The organism is Thermobifida fusca NBRC 14071 = JCM 3263 (assembly GCF_001592045.1).
GTDB lineage: Bacteria > Actinomycetota > Actinomycetes > Streptosporangiales > Streptosporangiaceae > Thermobifida > Thermobifida fusca.
This window is the reverse complement of sequence record NZ_BCWB01000033.1, coordinates 157,393-180,767: the sequence shown is the minus strand read 5'-3', so window position 1 is coordinate 180,767 and position 23,375 is coordinate 157,393. Positions and strand designations below refer to the sequence as shown.

20 protein-coding genes and 1 pseudogene are annotated in these 23,375 nt (G+C 68.4%); 1 reads left to right on the top strand and 20 read right to left on the bottom strand.

The annotated features are described in order from the left end of the window. Positions 1–209: 209 nt before the first annotated feature. Positions 210–599 (top strand): annotated as a pseudogene (locus TF1_RS15835) (peptidoglycan DD-metalloendopeptidase family protein); the annotation flags it as partial. A 114-nt stretch (positions 600–713) separates the two neighbouring features. On the opposite strand, the gene TF1_RS07295 reads toward TF1_RS15835, so the two are convergent. The 20 genes from TF1_RS07295 to smc all read right to left on the bottom strand — a co-directional run bounded on the left by TF1_RS07295 (position 714) and on the right by smc (position 23,372). Further along, positions 714–1,625, bottom strand: coding sequence for a tyrosine recombinase XerC (locus TF1_RS07295; protein ID WP_011291121.1), 912 nt, complete (start codon positions 1,623–1,625; stop codon positions 714–716). A gap of 71 nt (positions 1,626–1,696) precedes the next feature. After that, on the bottom strand, positions 1,697–2,071 hold the full coding sequence (locus TF1_RS07290) for a RidA family protein (protein WP_011291120.1): 375 nt from the start codon (positions 2,069–2,071) through the stop codon (positions 1,697–1,699). A 226-nt stretch (positions 2,072–2,297) separates the two neighbouring features. Next, positions 2,298–3,011 carry a hypothetical protein gene (locus TF1_RS07285; RefSeq protein ID WP_061783766.1) on the bottom strand — a complete coding sequence of 238 codons (714 nt, stop codon included), beginning with the start codon at positions 3,009–3,011 and terminating at the stop codon, positions 2,298–2,300. Between the two features lie 158 nt (positions 3,012–3,169). Further along, on the bottom strand, positions 3,170–4,354 hold the full coding sequence (gene dprA / locus TF1_RS07280) for a DNA-processing protein DprA (RefSeq protein ID WP_051122458.1): 1,185 nt from the start codon (positions 4,352–4,354) through the stop codon (positions 3,170–3,172). Further along, a complete protein-coding gene (locus TF1_RS07275; RefSeq protein ID WP_011291117.1) occupies positions 4,351–5,895 on the bottom strand; it encodes a YifB family Mg chelatase-like AAA ATPase in 1,545 nt (514 codons plus the stop codon). The genes dprA and TF1_RS07275 overlap by 4 nt, the downstream gene beginning before the upstream one ends. A gap of 2 nt (positions 5,896–5,897) precedes the next feature. Beyond that, positions 5,898–6,272 (bottom strand): YraN family protein, encoded by a 375-nt coding sequence (locus tag TF1_RS07270; protein ID WP_011291116.1) that lies wholly within the window; start codon positions 6,270–6,272, stop codon positions 5,898–5,900. Positions 6,273–6,564: 292 nt separating this feature from the next. Next, complete coding sequence (locus TF1_RS07265; RefSeq protein WP_011291115.1) at positions 6,565–6,888, bottom strand: DUF2469 domain-containing protein; 324 nt, start codon at positions 6,886–6,888, stop codon at positions 6,565–6,567. A 145-nt stretch (positions 6,889–7,033) separates the two neighbouring features. Continuing rightward, positions 7,034–7,864 carry a signal peptidase I gene (lepB, locus tag TF1_RS07260; protein WP_370492426.1) on the bottom strand — a complete coding sequence of 277 codons (831 nt, stop codon included), beginning with the start codon at positions 7,862–7,864 and terminating at the stop codon, positions 7,034–7,036. Positions 7,865–8,148: 284 nt separating this feature from the next. Further along, positions 8,149–8,493, bottom strand: coding sequence for a 50S ribosomal protein L19 (gene rplS / locus TF1_RS07255; RefSeq protein WP_011291113.1), 345 nt, complete (start codon positions 8,491–8,493; stop codon positions 8,149–8,151). 163 nt (positions 8,494–8,656) lie between these two features. Then, entirely contained in the window at positions 8,657–9,445 is a 789-nt protein-coding gene (gene trmD / locus TF1_RS07250) for a tRNA (guanosine(37)-N1)-methyltransferase TrmD (protein ID WP_011291112.1), read from the bottom strand. Positions 9,446–9,619: 174 nt separating this feature from the next. Continuing rightward, complete coding sequence (gene rimM / locus TF1_RS07245; RefSeq protein ID WP_011291111.1) at positions 9,620–10,132, bottom strand: ribosome maturation factor RimM; 513 nt, start codon at positions 10,130–10,132, stop codon at positions 9,620–9,622. 167 nt (positions 10,133–10,299) lie between these two features. Continuing rightward, entirely contained in the window at positions 10,300–10,542 is a 243-nt protein-coding gene (locus TF1_RS07240) for an RNA-binding protein (RefSeq protein WP_011291110.1), read from the bottom strand. 1 nt (position 10,543) lies between these two features. After that, positions 10,544–10,984 carry a 30S ribosomal protein S16 gene (gene rpsP, locus TF1_RS07235; RefSeq protein ID WP_011291109.1) on the bottom strand — a complete coding sequence of 147 codons (441 nt, stop codon included), beginning with the start codon at positions 10,982–10,984 and terminating at the stop codon, positions 10,544–10,546. Positions 10,985–11,231: 247 nt separating this feature from the next. Further along, positions 11,232–12,839: a signal recognition particle protein gene (gene ffh / locus TF1_RS07230; protein WP_011291108.1), complete on the bottom strand. Its 1,608-nt coding sequence runs from the start codon at positions 12,837–12,839 to the stop codon at positions 11,232–11,234. Between the two features lie 120 nt (positions 12,840–12,959). Further along, positions 12,960–14,051, bottom strand: coding sequence for a LolA-like protein (locus TF1_RS07225; RefSeq protein WP_152436221.1), 1,092 nt, complete (start codon positions 14,049–14,051; stop codon positions 12,960–12,962). Between the two features lie 453 nt (positions 14,052–14,504). Beyond that, positions 14,505–15,824, bottom strand: a complete 1,320-nt coding sequence (locus tag TF1_RS07220; RefSeq protein ID WP_011291106.1) for an ammonium transporter — start codon at positions 15,822–15,824, stop codon at positions 14,505–14,507. Between the two features lie 368 nt (positions 15,825–16,192). Beyond that, the gene (gene ftsY / locus TF1_RS07215) at positions 16,193–17,374 is read right to left on the bottom strand and encodes a signal recognition particle-docking protein FtsY (RefSeq protein ID WP_011291105.1); all 1,182 of its coding nucleotides are present in this window, start codon (positions 17,372–17,374) and stop codon (positions 16,193–16,195) included. A gap of 78 nt (positions 17,375–17,452) precedes the next feature. Continuing rightward, positions 17,453–18,493, bottom strand: coding sequence for a FecCD family ABC transporter permease (locus TF1_RS07210; RefSeq protein ID WP_011291104.1), 1,041 nt, complete (start codon positions 18,491–18,493; stop codon positions 17,453–17,455). A gap of 41 nt (positions 18,494–18,534) precedes the next feature. Next, positions 18,535–19,461 (bottom strand): ABC transporter substrate-binding protein, encoded by a 927-nt coding sequence (locus TF1_RS07205; RefSeq protein ID WP_011291103.1) that lies wholly within the window; start codon positions 19,459–19,461, stop codon positions 18,535–18,537. A 359-nt stretch (positions 19,462–19,820) separates the two neighbouring features. After that, positions 19,821–23,372 carry a chromosome segregation protein SMC gene (smc, locus tag TF1_RS07200; RefSeq protein ID WP_011291102.1) on the bottom strand — a complete coding sequence of 1,184 codons (3,552 nt, stop codon included), beginning with the start codon at positions 23,370–23,372 and terminating at the stop codon, positions 19,821–19,823. Positions 23,373–23,375 lie beyond the last annotated feature (3 nt).

Below are 23,375 nucleotides of genomic sequence, written 5' to 3'. Positions count from 1 at the left end.
CCCTGAGGTAGGACACGGACCGTAAGTCCGATCCCTCCACCTAGGGGAGGTTAAAGGACGTGCGTGATAGGCGGCCCGTGAACGGGCCACTTAACGGATTCTAGCCCTCCGTCGGGCCGGGCGCGTTGCTGCATGGCGCGCCTCCGCGTCTGTCCACAGGCGCGCAGTCCACTGCTCGCCGTCCCGAAACGATCCCCCACGCTGGAGCCATGTCTGTACTGCTCCGCGTGCTCGTGCCCACTGTTCTGCTGCCTCTAGCGGTCGCAGCCGTCCCGGCTCGCCATGCCGCGGCCGACACCGGCCCGTGGACGTGGCCGCTGTCCGGCACCCCCGTAGTGCTGCGAGCCTTCGACCCGCCCGCGCAGCGCTGGCTTGCTGGCCACCGCGGGGTCGACCTCGCCGCGGAGCCGGGGGATCCCGTGCTCGCCGCGGGAGCGGGCCGGGTGGGTTTCGCCGGAACCGTGGGCGGGGTCCCGGTAGTGACCGTCGTCCACGGCACGCTGCGCACCACGTATCTTCCGGTGGCGCCACTCGTCCGCAAAGGTGAGGAAGTCCACGCCGGGCAGCCGATCGGACACCTGGCCGAGCATCCCCGCCACTGCGCTCCGCGGCCCTGCCTGCACTGGGGGCTGCTGCTCGGCCGCGACTACATGGACCCGCTCTCCCTGCTCGGGGAAGCGGCTGTGCGGCTGCTCCCCCTCACCTGCGACCTATCACGCCCGCGGATGGGCCTGCTGGTAGACGCTGGCCAGCCGCCCGATAGAGACGTGCGTGTAGATCTGGGTGCTCGCCAGCGACGCATGGCCGAGGATCTCCTGCACGCTGCGCAGGTCAGCACCCCCGTTGAGCAGATGGGTGGCGGCGCTGTGCCGCAGCCCGTGCGGACCGGTGCGCGCCACCGCCGCGGTGGCGGCGTAGACGTCGCGGCGGGCGGTGCGCTCCCCCAGCCTGCCGCCGCGGGCCCCCAGAAAAAGGGCGCGACCGCTGTGCGCGGTCGCCCACTGGGGGCGGCCGTCCCGCAGCCACCGGTCGACAGCGTCGAGCGCGGGAACCCCGATGGGCACCACTCGTTCCCGGCCGCCTTTGCCGAGCACCCGCAGGGTGTGCCGTTCCCAGTCCACGTCGTCAAGGTCCAGCCCGCACAGTTCCGCAACCCGGATCGCAGTGCTGTAGAGGACTTCCACCACGGCGCTGCGGCGCAGCACGAGCGGTGATTCCTCCCCGTCACGGGCGGCTGCGCACACGCGGGCGGCTTGGTCCTCGTCGAGGACGGCGGGCAGGCGGCGGTGCCGCCGCGGCGTGGCCAGCCGCAGCCCTGGGTCGGTGGCGAGCCGTCCACTGCGGTGCAGGTAGGCGGTGAAGACCCGTGCCGCGGCGGTGCGCCGCGCCATCGTGGCCCGGCTCGCCCCCGCGTCGTGGAGTGTCCCTAGCCAGCCGCGGAGCGTTGCCAGATCGAGGTCCTCCAGGCCTCCTGCGCCCGTGTCCGCGAGATAGTCCAGCAGGCTGCGCACGTCGGTGAGATAGGCGCGCACCGTGTGTGGCGAACAGCCGCGTTCCACGCGCAGATGCCGGTCGAATTCGGCGAGGATGCGCGCGGTGTCCGCTGTCGTGGGAGAGTCGGTCATCACCACCAGCTTTCCGGCTGCACTGCGGGAGGAAACCGGGTCTTCGCCGGTCTGTTGCGCGGCCAGGGGCGTTAGGACGCGGTGTCCGTGGACGGGGCCGGTTGGACCGCCACCGCGTCGATTTCCACCAGGTAGCGGGGATCCACCAGTCCGCTGCTCTCCACCAGGGTTCCCGCGGGGCGGGGTTCGTAGACCAGTTCTTCGTCTAAAACGAGGTGCAGCGCGGGCAAGTCGGCGATGTGGCGCAGATAGTAGGTGAGTTTGACGACGTGGCGCAGGTCCGCGCCGTACGGGGCCAAGGCGGCTTTGAGGTTCGCGAAGACTTGCCGGGTCTGCGCGATCGCATCGCCTTCGGCCACACTGCCGTCCGCAGCCTCGGGCACCTGCCCGGAGACGAAAATCAGCGGTCCTTCGGCGAGCCGGACGGGACTGGAATACCTGCTCACGCTCAGCACCCTACCCACGAGGACGGCGCCAACCGGGGATTCCGTCAGCAGGGCGCCTGTTCTTCGGTGGTGGAGTAAGCCTCGACCGTGGAGAGGGTGCGGCAGCAAAGCCGGAGAACCGCCCGTGGCTGCGCAGGCTGGGCCAGTGGAAAGCCAACGTGCGCGGCACAGCAGCCGCGGTCAGGCGAGGGAATTCTGCCGTGGGAAAGAACACCCGTCGCGTGCCCTATCCCCATCCCGGAATCTGATTGGCGAGGTAGCCGATCACCCCGCCGACCAGCGTCCAGAAAGCAGACACGCCGCGGTCAGCGAAAAGCCGCTCTATGAAGGGAGGGCGTTCCGATCTGGGCACATTGAGGATGACGTCCTCAAGCTTGTTCTTCTCCATGATGGCTATATCAGCCAGAGAGAAAAACGCAAAAATAGCGAGAACAACAGAAAACAGCACGGTCCACTGAGAAGAGCTTAGCTGCTCTTTAAGCAGAGGACTCAACAAGGCGAATACCACGAAGAGCAAGAAATAGAGGAAAATCCTCCACCCGCGCCGGACAACACGAGGAGCACAGATCTCCTTGATCCTTGCCTGCGCCCCTCGAGCTGCCAGCCCAGGCTCGATGACCTCTATCTTTGCCCCTTGGCCCAGCTCGACTCTGACCATGGCCTCACCTGCAGCGGCCTCCATCACCACGCTCTCGAGCCGTTCGGGGAGCTGGTTGCCGAGTTCAGCGAATCCCCCGGGATCGCTGCACCGCACTTCTCCGTTGACGGTGATCTCCAAGTCACCGAATTCATCCAATGTCTTAGCGATAGCTTCCAGGTCATCCCGGTAGAGTCTGAGCGGCCCGAGACGTTCGGTCTCTTGGCGTTTTCTGATCTGCTTCCACGACATGACTGAAATTTTGCCATAGGGCAGAACAAAAGCTCCAGAGAATACCTGCATGCCGAGCGCATATCCTCACCTTTCCCGGCTTTTACTCACCCGGCTCCCCTCCCGCTGAGGAAATAACCCGAAGACAGGCCGCTGCGGAATGGCGGAACAACAGGAGAGCAGCACCAGGGGGAGAAAGGTACGCGGAGATTCCTGGCTGCCCCGGTGCGCTATCCGCGGGGCCGACGTGCACCGGGGATTCGTCGCCGCCACCCTGTGGGGGTACGTTCCACATGCCCCGCGGCGGCGAGCAGGCCGAGCTGCCGCAGCGCCGCGTCCGGGCCCAGCCCGCTGGCTGCCGCGATCCGCGCCACGCCCGCGCTGCCCCGCTCCGGCAACGCGCCCAGCACGCGTTGTGCAGTGTCGTCAAGCAGGTCGGCACTCACCTGGACTCCCCCGCTGCTGTCGCCCTCCGCTGCGCCCAGCGGACTGAGCTGTTCCATGACGTCGCGGGCACCGGTCACGCACACCGCCTGGTAGTCGCGGAGCAGGCGGTGGCATCCCGCTGACAGCGCCGAAGTGACCGGTCCGGGCACCGCCATCAGCGTGCGGCCCAGCTCCTGGGCGTGCGCGGCCGTGTTCATCGCCCCGCTGCGCTGCCCGGCCTCGACCACCACCGTTCCCGGGGTGAGCGCGGCAATCAGCCGGTTACGCACCAGGAAAGCGTGACGGGTCGGCGCAGTACCCGGGGGATACTCGCTCACCACCACCCCGTGGTTGACGACCTCCGCGAAAAGCTGCTCGTGCCCTTTCGGATAGGCCAGGTCCACCCCGCACGCTAAGACAGCCACCGTGGCCGCGTCCCCGCTCAGCGCGCCCCGGTGGGCTGCCCCGTCAATGCCGTACGCTCCGCCCGACACCACACACCAGCCGTGGTGGGCCAGTGTCGCAGCCATCTCCACCGCCACGTGGAGCCCGTAGGCGGACGCGGCCCGCGACCCTACGATGGACACCGAGCGCAGGCACGCGTTCCGCAAGTCGTGCGTACCGCGAACCCACAGCGCGTACGGGCGGCGTTCCGCGAGCAAGTCGAGCTGGCTCGGCCACTCGGGATCCCCCGGCACGACCAGGCGGATACCGAGCTCCCCGGCGCGGGTGAGCATCCCATCGACGTCGGTGTCACGGGCGCAGGCCTGCCACCGTTCCCATCGGCGGTAGGCCGTCGTGCTCACCGCCGTGCCGGGCAGCGGGAGCGGTGTTCCTGCACGCACTGCCTCCCATGCCTGTGCGGCAGAATACGTGCGCAGCAGCGCGTCAAGCACCGGATCCCCCGGTTCAGCGACTGCGCTCCACCCGGCCCGGGCTGCCGCCTCCCCCGCCGAGCATGCTGCTTGCGGCTGTTCCGCCGGGGTCACTGGGCGCTCCCCGTCCACAAGGCGAGCGCATACCCGACCTCTTCGGCAGTGGGCCGGTCTTTGTCTGCCAGGTCGGCGATCGTCCACGCCAGTTTGAGGACCCGGTCGGCGCCGCGGGCGCTCAACGTGCCCCGGTCCATGGCTTCGCCGAGCACGCGCAGCGCTTCCGGCTGCGGCGGGAAGCGGCGGCGCAGTTCCGTCCCTGGCACTACCGCGTTGCACGACCACGGGGTTCCCTGCAGGCGGGACGCTGCCCGCTCCCGGGCTTGGGCGACCCGCTCGGCAACCATGGCGGAAGACTCCACGAACGCCTGGTCGGCGAGCAGCTCGGCGCGGGACACCGGGTGCAGCTCCACTTTGAGATCGACCCGGTCCAGCAGCGGCCCCGACAGGCGGCCGAGATAGCGGCGACGGGCCGCCGACGGGCACACGCACCGGGGGCCCGACGTGCCGCACGGGCACGGATTCGCCGCCATGACCAGCAGAAAACGGGCGGGAAACCGGGCGGTGGCGGCGGCGCGCGCCACCGTCACCTCCCCGTTCTCCAACGGCTGGCGCAGGCAGTCCAACACTCCCCGGGCGAATTCGGGGGCCTCGTCCAAGAACAGCAGTCCACGATGGGCGAGGCTCACCGCGCCCGGCCGCAGCATGCTGCTGCCGCCGCCGATGATGGCGGCGCGGGTCGCCGTGTGGTGCGGGGCGCAGAACGGCGGCCGGGTGATCAGCGGCTTGTCCGGGGGCAGGCTGCCCGCTACCGAGTGGATCGCGGTGACTTCGAGCGCCTCCTCGCGTTCCAAACGGGGCATGATCGTGGGAATGCGTTCCGCGAGCAGGCTTTTGCCGCTGCCCGGCGGCCCCAGCAGGAAAAGGTTGTGTCCCCCGGCCGCGGCGATCTCCGCTGCTTTGCGGGCCACGGGCTGGCCTAGCACGTCGGCGAGGTCGGGGCGCGGCCCGGCCGTGCCCTCCCGGGACTCTGGTAGGGCACTGGCCTGCTCCTCGGTGTCGGCTGGCTCGGTGGCCTCGACGGGTTCGCCTCGGAGCCACTGGACGACTTCGGCGAGCGACCCCAGGGCGTGGACGTCGGCTTCACCTACTAGCCGGGCCTCCGCTGCGTTGGCCCGCGCCACCACGAACGTGCGGCAGCCGTGCACGGTCTCGGCCAGCACCATGGGGAGGATCCCGTGGATAGGGCGGGTCCGCCCGTCCAGGCTCAACTCCGCCAGGAACACGGTCTTTTGGACCTTTGCTGCGGGGACGACGCCGCTGGCCGCGAGGATCGCCACCGCGATGCTCAAATCGAAGCCGCTGCCGCGTTTCGGCAGGCTGGCGGGGGACAGGCTGACCGTGATGTGGGTTTCCGGCCAGTGCTCGCCGCTGTTGACGATCGCGGCCCTGATCCGGTCGCGGGCCTCCCGTAGCGCGGCATCCGGCAGGCCCACGAGTGTCAGCCCGGGTTTGCCGGTCCCAATGTGGGCTTCAACGTCGATGCCGTAGCCTTCCACCCCGAGCAGGGCTACAGAACGGGTGCGGGCGAGCGCCATCGCTACGCCACCCCCCGCTGGTGGCGGAGGAACCACTGGTTGCCGGGGAGTACGAGGATCCCCACCACGTCCACCCGGATCCGGGCGGAGCAGCCGTGGTCCCGCGCCCAGCGGTATCCCAGAGCGCGCAGCCGGGCGCGTTTCGTCTCGTCCACTGCTTCGAGCGGGGTACCGAAGCGTCTCCCCGCCCGGGTCTTCACTTCCACCACCACGAGAGTGCGGTCCTGGCGGGCGAGAATGTCGATCTCGCCGTCACGGCACCGCCAGTTGCGCTGGAGGACGCGCATCCCGTGCCGGGTCAGATAGCGCGCGGCAAGCTCCTCGCCGCGCTGGCCCAATGTACGGCGTTGGTCCGCCAACCGTGCTCGTGTGCGCACCCGCACCACCTCCCCCAGCTACGGTGGTGGACGAGCACGGGGCGTAGCGTGAGCTTTCTTCAGCTGTGGACAACCGTCACGTACCAGTGACCAGGCGGGGTAGGCGTGCCGTGCGCCGCACAGCCCCGCTGCAGGTCCTCACGGGGTGTCGCCGTTCCCGACCTGGTGAGGGGGTCTTCCCATCATCGGAGCAATTCCGAGGTGATGCGTCCTTGCTGCCTGCCCAGGAGGCCGCACGACGGCGGTCATGTCCACGGTTTCGCGGGAGAGGGGGGCAACCGCGAACGCCAGCTCAGTCCCCGGGATGGTGCGGCGGGATCTCCAAGTCGGTCTTGGTGATCTCTTCGATGTTGACGTCCTTGAAGGTCACCACCCGGACGTTCTTGACGAACCTGGCCGGCCGATACATGTCCCAAACCCAGGCGTCCCGCATGGTGACCTCAAAGTACATTTCGCCGTTCTCGGCGGAACGCGGCTGCAGGTCCACGTGGTTGGTCAGGTAGAAGCGGCGCTCAGTCTCCACCACGTAGCTGAACAGTCCGACGACGTCCCGGTACTCGCGGTAGAGCTGGAGCTCCATCTCGGCTTCGTATTTTTCCAGGTCCTCAGAACTCATCACACAGCTCGCTTTCGTTGTGCCGTTCCGGTACGGTGACCCGACCCCCTTATCGGTCACGCCGCGGGACGCATATGCCTCATCACTGCGGTGAACGGAAATACACCCACAGCACCATAGTGAGGCACATGTCAACTACCCGCAGCTAGTTCTGGCAATGCCCGTCTGCTCCGCCGCTCCGCCACCTGCGGATCACACCCCGTCCCAGCAGGTGCACGGGGACTGCACCGGCGAGCCCCAGTGCCAAGGGGAGCGCTGCTGCAGCCTGGTCTGCGACTTTGCTGTTCTCGTTGAGCTCAGCGAACGTGTCCGGCGACGAAAGCAGCCCGATGTTCTCCGGCGGCCAGACGATGACGAACGCGTGGCCGACCACCGACTCCTCGGGGATGCTGCCGCCCCCGTTGTCGCTCTGGTGCATACGGGAGTCGTAGGAGATGGCGCGGTGGTCGCCCATCACCCACAGGTGGCCTTCCGGAACCGTGACCGGGCCGAACTCCTGGTGCGTAGCGAGACTGTCCGGGTAGAGGTAGTCCTCGTCCAGCGGCACCCCGTTGACCATGAGCCGGTTCTGCTCATCGCAGCATTCCACGGTGTCGCCGGGCAGACCGATCACCCGTTTGATGTAGTCCTTGCCGGTGGGAGCGGCCCCCATCTGCTGGCCGACCCAGGTGAAGAACCGCGAAATCGGGTTGCCGCCTGAAGGAACGACAACGTCGCTGCCCTCGTCCCAGCTTCCACCGCCGTTGAAGACAATGACGTCGCCGCGCTCGATGTCGCGGAACTGGTAGACCAGCTTGTTCACCAGCACCCGGTCGCCCACCATGAGCGTCTCTTCCATCGACCGGGACGGGATGTGGAAGGGCTGGACTACCCACCTTTGGATGACGAACGCCAACACTAGGGCGATCACGATCAAGATGGGGAGTTCCTTCCAGAAGGATCCCTGGTTCTCTTCGCCCTTCTTTTTCGCGTTCATGGTGTCATCCGAATTCTTTGCGGTGTCGTCGCGCCCTGCGGCTGCCCTTTCGGAAAGCACGTCGGCTCCCCCGTGCGCAGGCACGGGGGAGCCCGGGGTGTCGACCGGATCACCTGCAGCGGGACGGCCGACAGCGTCGTTTGTGTCGTCGTTCCTGGCTGGGCCAGACCGTTCGTCGTTGCTCATCGAATCTGAAGCCTAGCCGAGCGCAACGACTTCCGCCGCTAGCGATGCCGTGACTCGCGGGCACCACCCCGCCGCTGTCGCGGCACCGCACGGACCGACTAGCGGCGCTCGCGGATCCGGGCGGCCTTACCGCGCAGGTTGCGCAGGTAGTAGAGCTTGGCACGGCGGACCCGGCCGCGGGAGACAACCTCGATCTTCTCAATCACCGGGCTGTGCACCGGGAACGTCCGCTCCACGCCCACGGCGTAGCTGATCTTGCGGACGGTAAAGGTCTCGCGGATCCCCGACCCCTGCCGCCGGATCACCACACCCTTGAAGACCTGGATCCGAGTCCGGTTGCCCTCAGTGACCCGAACGTGGACGTTCAGCGTGTCGCCCGGACGGAAGTCGGGCACGTCGGAGCGCAACTGGGCTTTCTCAAGCTCCTGAATGGCGGTGTGCATCTCAGCGGTTCCTCATCGACAGCGCGCCGCGCCGACGGGTTGCGCTCGCGCGGGCGGATTGCTGGGTGGAAATGTCGCCCCTGCTACCCGAGCCCGATCCCTGTGAGGAAACCCTAGGGCTCACGGAACGCCGACACAGATCGGCTGTCAGGGACAACCCTTCCTAGTCTGCCACAGGTTCCGAGGTCTCCTGTAACCCCACCTCTGCAAGGACCTCGCGGTCCCGCTTGTCAAGGCTCTCCGGGTCCAGGCGCCTGATCAGGTCGGGACGGTTGCGGGCGGTCTTGCGCAGGGCCTCGTCGCGCCGCCAGCGGTCGATCGCCGCGTGGTGCCCGGACAGCAGTATCGGCGGCACCTCGTGGCCGCGCCAGACCGGAGGCTTAGTGTAGACCGGTCCCTCTACCAGATTGTCCATCGTCCCCGGCGCGAACGAGTCCTGCGTGATGGACTCCACATTGCCGAGGACGCCGGGCAGCAGCCGGGAGATCGCCTCCACGATCACCAGCGTCGCGACCTCGCCCCCGTTGAGCACATAGTCGCCGATGCTGAGCTCCTCGACCGGCATGCGCTGGGCCGCATCCACCGCCACCCGCGCGTCAATACCCTCGTAGCGCCCGCACGCGAAAATCAGCCAAGGCTCCTTCGCCAACCGGACCGCGTCCTGCTGGGTGAAAGGCAGTCCGCTCGGCGTCGGCAGGATCAGCCGGGGAGTCCCCGCGTCCGCGTCAGCGGTGATCTCATCCAGCGCCTCCCCCCACGGCTCCGGTTTCATCACCATGCCGGGCCCGCCCCCGTACGGGGTGTCGTCCACGGTGTGGTGCCGGTCGTAGGTCCACCGCCGCAGGTCGTGGAGGCGCACGTCGATCAGCCCGGAACGGCGTGCCTTGCCGATCAGGGACAGGTCGAGCGGGGTGAAGTAGTCGGGGAAGATCGTGATGATATCGATGCGCATAGGCTCAGGGCGGCCTTTCCGGCTCCCGGGCCGATCCGGTAGCGCGCTGCGGCAGCACACGCGGACCAGGCCCGCATCCTAATCTCTCTCGCCCCCGGCCGGGCTCTGCGTCCCGACACTGCTCCCCGGGCAGCAGACAGCAACGCTCCCCGGCGGAAGGCCCGCAGGGCACGGTCAGCGACCGAGTTCCAGCAGGCCGGGGGGCGGGTCGATGACGACACGGCCTGCCGCGGTGTCGACGTCGGGGACCAGCTCGCGGACGAACGGCACGAGGACCTCCGAGCCTTTCTCCCCGCTGACCACCAGCATGTCCTGGGCGTGGTGCAGGACGTCCACGACTTCTCCGACCGCTTCGCCGTCGACCGTCTCCACCCGCAAGCCGATGAGCTCGTGGTCGTGGAACTCGTCGGGGTCGTCCAACGGGGGCAGCTCGGCAGAGTCCACGACCAGGAAGACGCCGCGCAACTGTTCAGCCGCGGTGCGGTCGGGAACTTCCTCGAAACGCACCAGCAGCCGGTCCTTGTGCCACCGCTGCGCGGTGATCGTCAACGGTCCGACGTCAGCGGGGTCGGTCTCCAGTGCCTTGCCCACCACGAAGCGTTCCTCGGGTGAGTCGGTCCGCACCTCAACGGTCACTTCGCCTTTGACCCCGTGCGGGCGGCCGATTCGTCCAACGACGAGACGCACTCTCTTGTCTCCCGGGCAACGTGTGGTTGCGCGTCACAGCCGATGCCGCAGAACACGCCAGTGGAGGAACAGACGGCAAAGCGAGCGCGCGGACAGAGCAGTCCCCTGTCCTCGCGCTCGCATCACAAGTATGGGGACGCCGCTCGTTCCGGCGTCGTGGGCGCGAGTCAGTGCACCTCGTTCAGGTCGAGCAGGTCGACCCGGACGTACCGGTTGCCTGCCAGAGAACCAATAACGGTCCGCAGCGACTTGGCGGTACGGCCGTTGCGACCAATGACCTTCCCGAGATCGTCAGGGTGGACCCGGACTTCGAGTACCTTGCCCTTACGAATCCTGCGGGACCGCACGTGAACGTCGTCGGGATTCTCTACGATCCCCTTGACGAGGTGCTCAAGCGCCTCTTCCAGCACGTCAGGCCTCGCCCTCGGACTTCTCCGCGGTCTTCTCGGCCGACTTCTCCTCGGCCTTCTTGGACTTTCCGCCCTTGTTCTCGCTGCCCGGCAGGACGAGCTCCTTCAGCACAGCCTGGAAGGCGGCCTCCTGAGCCTCCTTGTCCTTGGGCTCGGCGACCTTGAGCGGCTTGGTCGGTGCGGGCAGCCCTTTGAACTTCTGCCAGTCACCGGTGAGCTTGAGGATGTGCCGCACCGGGTCGGTGGGCTGAGCCCCCACGGACAACCAGTACTGCACCCGCTCGGAGTTCACCTCGATGAGGCTCGGCTCCTCTTTCGGGTGGTACTTGCCGATCTCCTCGATCGCCTTCCCGTCACGCTTGGCACGCGCGTCGGCCACGACGATCCGGTACTGGGGCGTACGGACCTTCCCCATACGCTTGAGCTTGATCTTGACAGCCACTGGTGTGGTCTCTCCCGGTTAAGCGGAAACACCCTGGCCGACACACCGCGTGGGGCTGCGGTGCCGCGTCGGGTGGGACGTGGGCGTGAGGAGTGAGATAGAGGGCTGACTCCGCACGCCGTTAGTCACCACCCAATTGTGCCAGATAATCGGACGCGGGTTGTGCAGGCTCCCAAACCGTGGCGCGGCCGTTTCCGCGGCCCGGAGCGGCACAACGCTGCCACTCCGGCAGCCAGGGTGTTCGGTCCTACTTTTTCTTCTTCGGCGGTTTGAGAGCGGACAGGTCCGGAAGCCCGCCCCCGAACGCGGGAGGCAACTGGGGCATTCCGGCGCCCAGCCCCGGCGGCAGGGTGGGGGGAGCGGGCTCCTCGGCCCGCTTCCGTTCGCGCTGTGCGGCGCGCTCGGCCTCCTGCTGCCGGGCTTTCAGCGGGTTGCCGCTGCGCTGCTTGTTCTTCTTGCCCTTCTTCCCCGCTGCCTTGGCCGCCTTCTTCCGGCCGGGCCCCATGCCGGGCATGCCGGGGAAGCCGGGCATCCCGGGCATGCCGGGGAGCCCGCCCTGCTTGAGCTGGCGGAGCATCTTCTGCGCTTCGAAGAAGCGCGTGACCAGGCCGCTGACGTCGCTGACCTGGGTTCCCGAACCCTTGGCGATCCGCAGGCGGCGGGAGCCGTTGATGATCTTGGGGTTGGCTCGCTCTTCCGGGGTCATCGACCGGATGATGGCCGCCACCCGGTCCAGCTCGCGCTCGTCGATGTTCTCGATCTGCTCCCGCATCTGCCCCATCCCCGGCATCATCTGCAGCAGTTTGCCGATGGGGCCGAGCTTGCGGATCATCATCATCTGCTCGAGGAAGTCTTCCAGAGTGAAGTCCTCGTCCGAGGCCAGCGTGCTGGCCATCTTCGCGACTTCTTCTTCCTCGAACGTCCGCTGCGCCTGCTCGATCAGGGTGAGCACGTCACCCATGTCGAGGATGCGCGACGCCATGCGGTCGGGGTGGAAAAGGTCGAAGTCCTCGAGCTTCTCCCCCGTGGACGCGAACATGATCGGCCGACCGGTGAGGTGCCGGATCGACAGCGCGGCACCGCCCCGCGCGTCGCCGTCCAACTTGGTCAGCGCGACCGCGTCGTAGCCGACACCTTCCAGGAACGCCTGCGCCGTCGTCACCGCGTCCTGACCGATCATCGCGTCGACGACGAAGAGGATCTCGTCCGGGGAGACCGCGTCGCGGATGTCGGCGGCCTGCTGCATCATCTCCTCGTCGATGCCCAGGCGGCCCGCGGTGTCGATGATGACGACGTTGTAGTTGTTGCGCCGCGCATAGTCGATCGACGAACGGGCCACCTCGACCGGGTCGCCCACGCCGTTGCCCGGTTCAGGCGCGTACACCGCGACATTCGCCCGCTCCCCCAGCACCTGGAGCTGGGTGACCGCGTTGGGGCGCTGCAAGTCGGCTGCGACCAGCAGCGGAGTGTTGCGCTGGTCGGCCAGCCACTTGGCGAGCTTGCCGGCCAAGGTCGTCTTACCGGCACCTTGCAGACCCGCCAGCATGATGACCGTCGGCGGGGTCTTCGCGAACCGGATCGTCCGCGTCTCCCCGCCGAGGACCTCGATGAGCTCCTCGTGGACGATCTTGATGACCTGCTGGGCCGGGTTCAGCGCCTTGGAGACCTCCGCACCGCGGGCCCGCTCCTTGACCCGTGCGATGAACTCGCGCACGACGGGCAGCGCGACGTCGGCCTCCAGCAAGGCGACACGGATCTCGCGTGCGGTGGTGTTGATGTCCTCCTCAGAGAGACGGCCTTTGCCGCGCAGCGAGGAGAAGACCGTGGTCAGGCGGTCGGAAAGCGTCTCGAACACGGGTGAGCTCTGTCCTTCGTCTCTCGGGTTAGACCCTCAGGGTACCCGCCGGGGGGCGAGGGCCGCGCCGGCTGTGGTGACGGTGTGAGAAGCCCTTGCAGTGGCGCCAGCCGTGCCGGGTCAGGCTTCCTCCCCCTCGTCCGCGTCCTCCCCGGCGTCACCGGACAGGGTGGCCTCCCGCTGCTCCTTGAGCGCGGCGACCAGCTCCTCGCGGGCATCCCCAGAGAGTGCACGGGTGGACAGTTTGGCTTTGAACTCGATCTGGTAGGTGACCGGGTCCGGGCTCGGCGCCAACGCGTAGTCGATCGAGCACGAGAGTTCGAGCGTGCCGCCGGCCTTCAGGCTGCCGGTCGTGTTGCACGTCTTCTCTCCCAGCTCGTCGTTGGTGAAGGAGCCGTCCATGCGCACCAGGATGGAGCCCTCGGTTGCCCCGCTGATCTCCTTGACCTTGCCGATCATGGTGCACGCGCCGCCGGTCTGGCAGTCACCACCGAGCTCCTCTTCTGCCCAGGCTACCTCCAAACGGGCATCCCGCGCAGATCCCAGCTCCTCTTCGGCGTAGGCGACGAGATCGTCGTAGAGCTGTTCCACGGTGGCGGTGTCCACCTCGGCGAAGCTCGCGTCGATCCGGCTGGCCACCCCTTCCCCGTCTGCCGGGGCGAGCTCCTCGATCTGCATGCGGACCAGCGTGTGCGGGGCTTCCGAGGTGATCCACGCCGTGCCGCCCGCCAAGTCGACGCGGTAGACGACAACCCCGTCCAGCTTCTCCTCGACGGCTTCGGCGTTGTCGCTGGGGGCCTGGGCGCGCAGGCTCTCGGCGAGCTTCGGCGGTGCCAGCACGCCTCCCGGGTCGAGCCCGAACTGTTCTTGGGTGACCCGCACCCAGTGGTCGGGGTAGGCGTCCCCGTCCGGGTTGAACACGTCGTGGGTCAGCCAGTAGTCGGAGTCGGCTTTGAGGAAGAGCTTGCCGTCGGCTTCGAAGTAGTCGGCTTCACTGCCCGAACGGGCCTGGAAAGTGCCGAGTGCCGCCCCGGTGTTGGTGACCGTCACCGAAGTGCTCACCACGTCACTGGTGTCGTCGGGGTCGGAGAACTGTCCCTGGATCTGGATCGCGGCGGCTTCTTCTAACGCGGCCACCGCCTCTTCGAAGAGCGGCCCCGCGCTCACCGGAGTCGGGGAGGGCGACGGCTCCGGCCCTTCTCCTGGTCCCATGCCGAGCAACCCACATCCGGTGGTGCTGAGTGCGAACACCGCGACCCCCGCGACGGGGATTGTCGTTCTCACTGATCGCCAAGGCATGCGAATCGCCCGCGCCATAGTGCCTCCTGGCCTTCACTGAAGGGGGATGGGGGTGTACTCGAAGTTTTTGGACGTACCGGGGTCTGCTCTGGTTCTGCGGGAACCGAGAAACCCGGAGGATCGCGATCGTGCCGTGTGCCTCCCGTCCACCACGCGCGGGGACTAAGTTCCGACCGGCACGGCGTCGAGTCGGGTTCTGAGCCTATCCAACCTCACCAGGGTTCTCGCAGCGGTTGGACGACCCCCGGTCGCGTCCCGGCCGAAGAATTATGGTCGCAGACGACAGCGAGGCCGGTGAGGGTTTTCCTCACCGGCCTGCCGTCCCCATCGCCTACGGCTTAGGCTGCGTCCTCTCCGTTGGGGACGCTAGACCCGCACCTGCGCTGAGGGCTTCTCCTCGCCCGGAGGCAGCGACGAGGAGAGTTCCACGGTGTCGAGTTCGTCGAAGGCGTAGGCGGACTGAGCGTGAAGCTCGGTGTCCAGCCCGTTGGTCTCCACGTGCTCCGGCAGGCGGAAGCCCATCGCCATGTCGATGGCCTTGGCGATGAGCCACGTGACCGCGAAAGAGTAGAGGGTCGTGGCCGCCACGGCGATGAACTGCACGAGGAGGAACATCGGGCTGCCGCCGAAGAGGATGCCGTCGGGTGCGCCCTCCCCCACGGTGGCGGAGGCGAACACGCCCAGCGCCAGCGAACCGATGATGCCGCCGACCATGTGGATGCCCACCACGTCGAGGGCGTCGTCGTACTTGAACTTGAACTTCCAGCTGATCGCGTAGGCGCAGACCGCTCCGGCGACCAGGCCCAGCACCACTGCCCAGACAGGAGTGAGGTTGGCGGCGGCCGGGGTGATCGCGACCAGCCCGGCGACGGCCCCCGAGGCGAATCCGAGCGCGGTCACCTTGCCGTAGCGGACGCGTTCCACCAGCATCCACGCGGCGGTCGCTGCGGCGGTGCACACCTGGGTGTTGACCAGGGCCAGGCTGGCGGTCTCGTTGGCGCCGTAGGCGGATCCGGCGTTGAATCCGAACCAGCCAAACCACAGCAGTGCCGCGCCGAGCAGAACGAACGGCAGGTTGTGCGGGCGCATGGACTCGGAGCCGAACCCTTTGCGGCGGCCGAGGACGAAGGTGAGGGCGAGCGCGGCAGCACCCGCGTTGATGTGCACCGCGGTCCCGCCAGCGAAGTCGACGACGCTGGCACCGAACCAGTCAGCCAACTGGTCGAACCAGCCGCCGCCCCACACCCAGCGGGCCACAGGGAAGTACACGAACAGGGACCAGAGCGGGACGAAGAGGAGCCAGGCGCCGAACTTGGCGCGGTCGGCGATGGCACCGCTGATCAGGGCGACGGTGATGATGGCGAACATCATCTGGAAGCCGACGTCGACCAGGAGCGGGTAGCCGCCCTCCTCGTCGACAGCGTTGACGAAACCGCTGGAGCCGAAGTCACCGAGACCGCCGATGAGGTGGGTGAGCGGGCCGTAGCCCGGGCTGTAGGTCAGCGAGTAGCCGACCAGCACCCACAGGACGCTCACGATGGCGATGCTGGTGAAGCTCATCAGCATCATGTTGAGGACGCTCTTGGCCCGCGCCATGCCCCCGTAGAAGAAGGCGAGGCCGGGGGTCATGAGCATGACGAGTGCGGCGCTCATTAACAGCCAGGCAGTGGTACCGGTATCGAGCACGTTGCCTCCATGATGGTGCGCGCGGGGATGGTTGGGGTCCAGGGCTTGGGTTTTCGCTCGGGTGTGCCCTCAAGCGCGTTCCGCCCTTGCCCTGAAAGCTTCCGCCGGGCGTGTTACACGGTGTGCTGCGGACTGTTGCGCGCACGTGAAGACCTGAAGCGGTGCGTTACAGGCGTGTGAAACGTGCTGGACCCTGCCGGGCTTCCGCCGGCTGCGGCCAGTGTGGGGTGGGGACGGGCGGGAGCGGGACGGGATAAAGAAAAAGACCGTGCGGGATGCGGCTCCCACCGGTCTGCTGTCTGCTGGCTGCCCGCGGTGTGCCCGTGGGGCTGTTCGGCGCGGCGCGGGTCGCCCCGCGCCGCGGTGGTTCAGGAGGTCTCCAAGATGGCGTCGACGAAGGTTTCCGGGTCGAACGGCGCCAGGTCGTCGGGGCCTTCACCGAGCCCGACGAGTTTGACCGGCACCCCGAGCTCCCGCTGCACTTGGATGATGATGCCGCCCTTGGCCGTGCCGTCCATTTTGGTCAGCACGATGCCGGTGACGTTGACGACCTCGGCGAACACGCGCGCCTGCCGCAGGCCGTTCTGCCCAGTGGTGGCGTCCAGCACCAGCAGGACCTCGTCGACCTGGGCTTTCTTCTCCACGACGCGTTTGACTTTGCCCAGCTCGTCCATGAGGCCGGTCTTGGTGTGCAACCGTCCCGCGGTGTCGATGATGACGGTGTCGGCCCCCTGCTCGATGCCTTGAGAGACCGCGTCGAAGGCCACGCTGGCCGGGTCCGCGCCTTCGTGTTTGCGCACCACGGTTGCGCCGACGCGCTCTCCCCAGGTCTGCAACTGGTCTGCGGCGGCTGCCCGGAACGTGTCCGCAGCGCCCAGGACGACGCTGCCGCCGTCGCCGATCACGACCCGAGCCAGTTTGCCCGCGGTGGTGGTCTTACCGACCCCGTTCACGCCCACCACCATGATCACGGCGGGACGCTCCCCCGGCCCTTTGGTGCGGACGGTACGGTCCAGCTTCGGGTTGATGTGGGCGAGCAGTTCTTCTCGCAGCAGGGCACGGACTTCGTCGACACTGCGGGTGCCGAGCACACGCACCCGGGTGCGCAGCCCTTCGGTGATCTGCGTGGCCGAGGTGACACCGACGTCGGCGGTGATGAGGGTGTCCTCGATCTCCTCCCAGGTGTCCTCGTCCAGTTTGTCGCTGGCCAGCAGGTTCAGCAGGCCGCGGCCGAAGACGTTCTGCGACTTGGCGAGACGGGCGCGCAGCCGCACCATCCGCCCGGCCGAGGGCGGCGGGAGTTCGATCTCCGGTGCCGGGGGAGGTGCCGGCACCGGAGGGGCTTCGGGTTCGGCGACCGCGGTGGCCCCCTCGGTCTCTTCCGGTTCGAGCACCGCGGTGGCCCCCGCACCCGAACGGCCTTCCGGCTGGTCGAGTTCGGGTTTCTGCTCCGCTTTCCCCACCCGGCGGCGCGGAACGATCAGCAGCGCGCCCCCGACCGCCACCAGTGCCACGATGGCGATCGCGATGACAACAATCGTGTAGTCCATAGCGCCTTCAGTCTTCCAGACCGCGGGTCATGTGCCGGTATCCCCTCGTCGTGGCGTCTTCGCGGTGCTGCGGGGCAGCTACCTGGCCCGCGACCGGGTGGCGCGCAGGACGAGCACGAAGAAGGGGGCGCCGACGAACGCGGTCACCACGCCGAGGGGAAGCTCGGCCGGGGCGAGCAGGGTGCGGGCCGCGATGTCCGCGACGACGAGGAAGGCTCCGCCGAACAGCAGCGACACTGGGAGGATGCGCCGGTAGCCGGGGCCGGCCAGGCGGCGCACGATGTGCGGGACGACGAGGCCCACGAAGCCGATCAGGCCGCTGACCGCGACGGCTGAGGCGGTGGCCAGGGACGCCGCGAAGATCACGACAATCCGGACGAGGCCGGGCCGCACTCCCAGGCTGACGGCTTTCTCGTCGCCGAGGGCGAGCAGGTCGAGGAGGAATCCGCTGCCGAGCAGGACCGCTATGGCCACGGCCGCATACGGCACGACCAGCCCCAGGCCTTCCCAGCCGCTGTATCCCAGACCGCCGAGCATCCAGGCGTAGACGCGCCGCAGCTCGTCGATCCGCGCCTGCTGGATGAACGTCTGGGTGGCGGTGAGGAAGGACGACACTGCGACCCCGGCGAGCAGCAGGGATGCCGTGCCTCCGCCCCCTGCCGTGCGTCCCAGCAGGTAGGCGGACATCACCCCGACCAGGGCCCCGAGGAACGCGGCGACCGGGATGAGCTGCGGCCCGCTCGGCAGGAATCCGCCGCCCACGATGACCAGGGTCGCGCCTAGCCCGGCCCCGCTGGCCGCGCCCAGCAGGTAGGGGTCGGCCAGCGGGTTACGGAACACTCCCTGATAGGCGGCGCCGGCGCTGGCCAGCAGCCCGCCCACCAGGGCACCGAGGACGACCCGGGGCACCCGCAGTTGGTCGAGCACGGCCCGCTGCCGGTCGTTGAGCGTGGACTCCACGTCGAGGAACGGGATGCGGCTCAGGAACTCCCGGACGATCTCGGCCGGGGTGAGGGAGGCCGCGCCCGCGCTGATCCCCAGGACCATCGCGCTGCACAGGGCGACCAGCCCCACCCCGAGCCAGAGCGGGCCGAGTAGGTCCCGGCGTCCGACGCCCATCCGAAGCCCTGCCTGGGGGCCAGCTCGGAAGGGCTCACTGATCATTCGCTGCGCGCCGTTTCGATGGCCTCAGCCACTTCCTCGACGAAGTCGGCGACCCGCGGCCCCCACCGGGAGGAGATGTCGGCGTCCACTTCGACCACGTTCTTCTGCTGCACCGCGGTCACCGTGGCGAACGCGGGACGGCCCAGGACGTCGTCCACGCCGCCCGGGTAGGAGACGAAGATGAGGTCGGGGTCTTGTTCGACGATGAACTCCGCGGACAGTTGCGGGTAGCCGCCCGCGGGGTCTTCTGCTTCGTCGGCGATGTTGACCAGGCCGAACAGGTCGTAGATCTGCCCGATGAAGGTGTCGGAGGTCACCGAGTACAGTTGGGCGTCGATCTCGTGGTAGTAGCTCAGCCCGGCTGCGCCGTCGTCGACGACCTCCGCGACGATGGCGTCCATGCGTTCCCGCAGTTCTTCGGCTGCGTCGATGCCTTCGTCGGCGTTGCCGGTGGCTTCGCCCAGCAGTTCCATCTGGGCGAAGGTGTCTTCCAGTTTCTCGGCGGCGGGCAGCAGCAGGACCGGGATGTGGAGCTTCTCCAACTGTTCGGTGATGTCGCTGCTGTCGTCGGAGAGCACCACCAAATCGGGTTCGTAGTCGGCGATCGCCTCCACGTTGGGGGTGAACCCGGACAGGTCGGTGGTGGGGGCTTCCGGCGGGTAGTTGGAGTATTCGTCGACGGCGACGACCTGGTCGCCGGCTCCCACCTCGAACAGGATCTCGGTCAGGGACGGGGACAGCGAGATGATGCGGGTGGGCTTTTCTTCGATGGTGACGTCACCGCGCGCGTCGGCGACGGTCACGGGGAACTCTCCTGTGCTGGACGACTGGTCCGCGGCGGGTTCTTCAGCGGGGGAGCCGCAGGCGGCGAGGGCAAGCAGGAGAGGAAGCGACAGCGCGGTGAAGCGACGTGCAACACGCACTTGGGGCTCCTTAGGCACACGTCAGGGGAATAGAGCCCGCAGCAATGACGGACCGCTCTTCCCACGAGAACAGTGAACGTCGGCGACCACGCAAGGCGACCTGGCTCCACTCCGTTCCCGCCGGGGCGGGAGCGGAGTGTCACAGTTGCGGGGACAGCGCCGGTTTCAGACCGGACTTCGCTTACGTGGTGCCATCGCCTCGTACCTGTGCGTTTCCGCCGTAGTACGACGCGACCAGGCCATCTTAGGCCGCCGCTGATCTTGTCCGCCAGGAAGGGTGGACCAAAAGGGCAAAAAGGGCTTTCCCCTGGAGTCTGCCGTGGTCTCCTCGCTGTCGCCCCGAAGCAATGCAGGCCAGGTCAGCTCGCTTTCCGCTCCAGCTTCTGGCTGATCACCTGGGAGATCCCGTCGCCCTGCATCGTCACGCCGTACAGGGCGTCAGCGATCTCCATGGTGCGCTTCTGGTGGGTGATGACGATGAGCTGGGACGTGGCCCGCAGCTCTTCGAAGACCACGAGCAGCCGCTGCAGGTTGATGTCGTCCAGCGCGGCCTCCACCTCGTCCATCACGTAGAACGGGGACGGCCGGGCTTTGAAGATCGCGACGAGGAAAGCGACCGCGGTCAGTGACCGCTCCCCACCGGAGAGCAGGGAGAGGCGCTTCACCTTCTTCCCGGGCGGGCGGGCCTCCACTTCGACCCCGGTGGTGAGCATGTCGTCGGGGTCGGTGAGGACGAGCCGCCCCTCCCCTCCGGGGAAGAGGCGCGCGAAGACGCGGGAGAACTCCCGTGCCACGTCGGCGTAGGCGGCGGAGAAGATCTCCTGAACCCGGTCGTCGACCTCTTTGACCACGGTCATCAGGTCGCGGCGGGTCTTCTTCAAGTCCTCCAACTGGGCGTTGAGGAAGTTGTGCCGCTCCTCCAGGGCAGCGAACTCTTCCAACGCCAGCGGGTTGATCTTGCCGAGCTGGTTGAGCTGGCGTTCCGCGGTCTTCGCGCGCTTCTCCTGCACTGCGCGCACATACGGCACCGGGACAGCCTCGTCCTCCGGGGTGCCGGGGGGCGGGGGCACGGGCACGTGCGGGCCGTACTCGGCCACGAGCGTCTCCACTTCCATGCCCCACTCTTCACGGGCGCGCGTCTCCAACTGTTCCAGCCGCAGGCGGCGCTCGGCGCGGGCCATCTCCCCGCTGTGCACGGCGGAGCGCAGCTTCTCCAGTTCCGTGGAAAGTTCCCGGATCCGCACCCGAACCGTTTTGAGTTCGGCTTCCCGGGCGTCGCGCTGCTCCTCGGCGAGCCGACGCTCCCCGTCGGCTTCGGCGAGGGAGACGGTGATCCGTGCCAGCGCCTGGGAGGCGCCTTCCGCGACCGCCTGGGCGACCTTGGCTTGGGCGGCGCGGCGCTGTCGGCGACGGGCCGCCTCCTCCCGGGCCCGGCGTTCCGCGGCTGCGGCCCGCAGGAGCCCTTCTGCCCGCCCAGTGATCGCGCGGACCCGCTCTTCAGCGGTGCGCACGGCCAGGCGCGCCTCCATTTCCACGGACCGCAGCCGAGCGGCTTCCGCGGCCCACTGGTCACGGCGGGCCGTGTCCGGCTCGCTTTCGTCCACGGGTTCGCTCTCCGCCTGGGCGACCCGTTCCTCGAGTTCCGCAAGGGCTGCCCGGGTGGCTTCGCGTTCACGGACGGCCTTCTCCACGGCAGCGGTGTACCGTTCGGCTTCCTGGGTGGCTGAGCGGACTTGAGCGCCGAGACGGCCCACGCGCTGCGCAATCTCGCTGCGGCGCCGGTCCGCCTCCCGGCGGCGGGCGGTGATCGCGTCCACGGCTGCCGCCGCCCGCTCCCGTTCGAGCTGGGCGTCACCGAGGTCCTCGGTGATCCGCTTGCAGACCTCCTCGGCCGCGGCCAACTGGCTGGCTGTTTCGTCGATGGCAGCGCGCACTTCCAGTTGACTGGGCCCGGTGGCGGCGCCGCCGTGCACAAACGCGGAAGTGAACACGTCCCCTTCCGGGGTGACAGCGCGCAGGGCGGGACGTTCCGCGATGACACGGGCAGCCGTCGCCATGTCGGGGACCAGCACGGTATCGGCGAGCAGCGCAGTGACGGCGGAGCGGAGCCGCGGGGGGACGGTGACGGAGTCCACCGCGTAGCGGGCGCCCGCGGGCGGGTCGGGCCACTGCTCCCGCGGCTGGACCTCAGCGCTGTCGGCGACCACGATCCCGGCTCGGCCGGCGTCACGCTGTTTGAGGAGGTCCAGGGCGCTGCGGGCGGCGTCGTGCGTGCCGACGACCACTGCGTCCGCGGCCGCGCCCAACGCCGCGGCGATCGCGCTCTCGTCGCCCGCGGCCACGTCGATGAGGGAGGTGAGGGCGCCGATCAGGCCGAGCGCGTCCCCGTCCGCGGTGAGGAGGGCGGCAGCACCGTCCCGGCGCTCCAGCCCCATCTGCAGGGCGTCCCGCCGGGCCTCCAAGGCGGCACGTTCCCGCTCCGCGTTCCGTTCTGCGTCGCGCAGCTCAGCCAGGCGGGCCTCCGCGGCGGCGAGCTCTTCGCGGGCCTGCTCGTAGGCTTCGTCGAGTTCGCTGTCCCCGAGGTCCAGGCTTTCCGCGTCGGCGCGGGCGTCCGCGAACTCCTCTTGGGCTTGGGCGGCGCGTTCCCGGGCTTCCGCGGCAGCCTGGGTGAGGCGTTCAATCTCAGCGTCCTGCGCTTCCAGGGTGCGGCGCAGCGCTGCGGCGCGTTCGTGGAGCCGGGCCAGGCCTTCCCGGCGGTCGGCGGCGGCACGCACGGCCGCGGCCACCCGCTGCTCTTCGTCGCGCAGCGCCGCCTCGGCTTCGGCCCGCTCCACGACGACCTCTTCCAGCCGGAGGCGCGCCTCTTCCAGTTGGGCGCGGAGCTCTTCCTCCTCGGCGCGGATCTCCGCGGCTTCCGCTTCCAGCTCTTCCGGGTCGCGGCCGCGGTGCTCTTCCCTGCTGGCGGCGCTGAGGTTGCGGTGGCGTTCCGTGGCGAGGCTGGCGACCGCGCTGAGCCGCTCTTTGAGCCGCTGCAGGGCGTGGTAGGCCTCTTGGGCGCGGGCGAGCAGCGGAGCGGCTTCGGCTGCGGCCTGCTCCAACTGGTTTTCGCGCTCCTGGGCTTGGGTGAGCTCTGCTTCGACAGCGGCGCGGCGGGCGCGGACCTCGGCCTCGTCGGCTTCCTCCTTGGCGAGGGCTTCCCGCAGGGTGACGATGTCGTCGGCGAGCAGCCGGAGCCGGGCGTCCCGCAGTTCCGCTTGGATGACCGTGGCGCGGCGGGCCAGTTCCGCTTGGCGGCCGAGCGGTTTGAGCTGGCGGCGCAGCTCCGCGACCAGGTCACTCACCCGGTCGAGGTTGCTCTGCATCGCGGAGAGTTTCCGCAGCGCTTTCTCTTTGCGTTTGCGGTGTTTGAGGATGCCCGCGGCTTCTTCAATGAGCGCACGGCGCTCCTCCGGTCCGGCGTGCAGCACCGTGTCGAGCTGCCCTTGGCCGACGATGACGTGCATCTCCCGGCCGATACCGGAGTCGCTGAGCAGTTCTTGGATGTCGAGGAGGCGGCAGGGGTCGCCGTTGATGGCGTACTCTGAGCCGCCGTTGCGGAACATGGTCCGCTTGATGGTGACTTCGGAGTAGTCGATGGGCAGCGCACCGTCGGTGTTGTCGATAGTGAGGCTGACTTCGGCTCGGCCGAGCGGAGGGCGAGACGACGTTCCCGCGAAGATCACGTCCTCCATCTTGCCGCCGCGCAGCGTCTTCGCGCCCTGTTCCCCCATGACCCACGCCAGGGCGTCAACCACATTGGACTTTCCCGACCCGTTAGGTCCGACCACACAGGTGATCCCGGGTTCGAAGCGGAGTGTGGTGGCCGACGCGAAGGATTTGAATCCGCGCAAGGTGAGGGTCTTCAAGTACACGGT

Coding starts and splice junctions, on each gene's coding strand:
- TF1_RS07295 (WP_011291121.1), bottom strand. CDS start 1,625: ATGACCGACTCTCCCACGACAGCGGACACCGCGCGCATCCTCGCCGAA.
- TF1_RS07285 (WP_061783766.1), bottom strand. CDS start 3,011: ATGCAGGTATTCTCTGGAGCTTTTGTTCTGCCCTATGGCAAAATTTCA.
- TF1_RS07275 (WP_011291117.1), bottom strand. CDS start 5,895: ATGGCGCTCGCCCGCACCCGTTCTGTAGCCCTGCTCGGGGTGGAAGGC.
- TF1_RS07265 (WP_011291115.1), bottom strand. CDS start 6,888: ATGAGTTCTGAGGACCTGGAAAAATACGAAGCCGAGATGGAGCTCCAG.
- lepB (WP_370492426.1), bottom strand. CDS start 7,864: ATGAACGCGAAAAAGAAGGGCGAAGAGAACCAGGGATCCTTCTGGAAG.
- rplS (WP_011291113.1), bottom strand. CDS start 8,493: ATGCACACCGCCATTCAGGAGCTTGAGAAAGCCCAGTTGCGCTCCGAC.
- trmD (WP_011291112.1), bottom strand. CDS start 9,445: ATGCGCATCGATATCATCACGATCTTCCCCGACTACTTCACCCCGCTC.
- TF1_RS07225 (WP_152436221.1), bottom strand. CDS start 14,051: ATGGGACCAGGAGAAGGGCCGGAGCCGTCGCCCTCCCCGACTCCGGTG.
- ftsY (WP_011291105.1), bottom strand. CDS start 17,374: ATGGACTACACGATTGTTGTCATCGCGATCGCCATCGTGGCACTGGTG.
- TF1_RS07210 (WP_011291104.1), bottom strand. CDS start 18,493: ATGGGCGTCGGACGCCGGGACCTACTCGGCCCGCTCTGGCTCGGGGTG.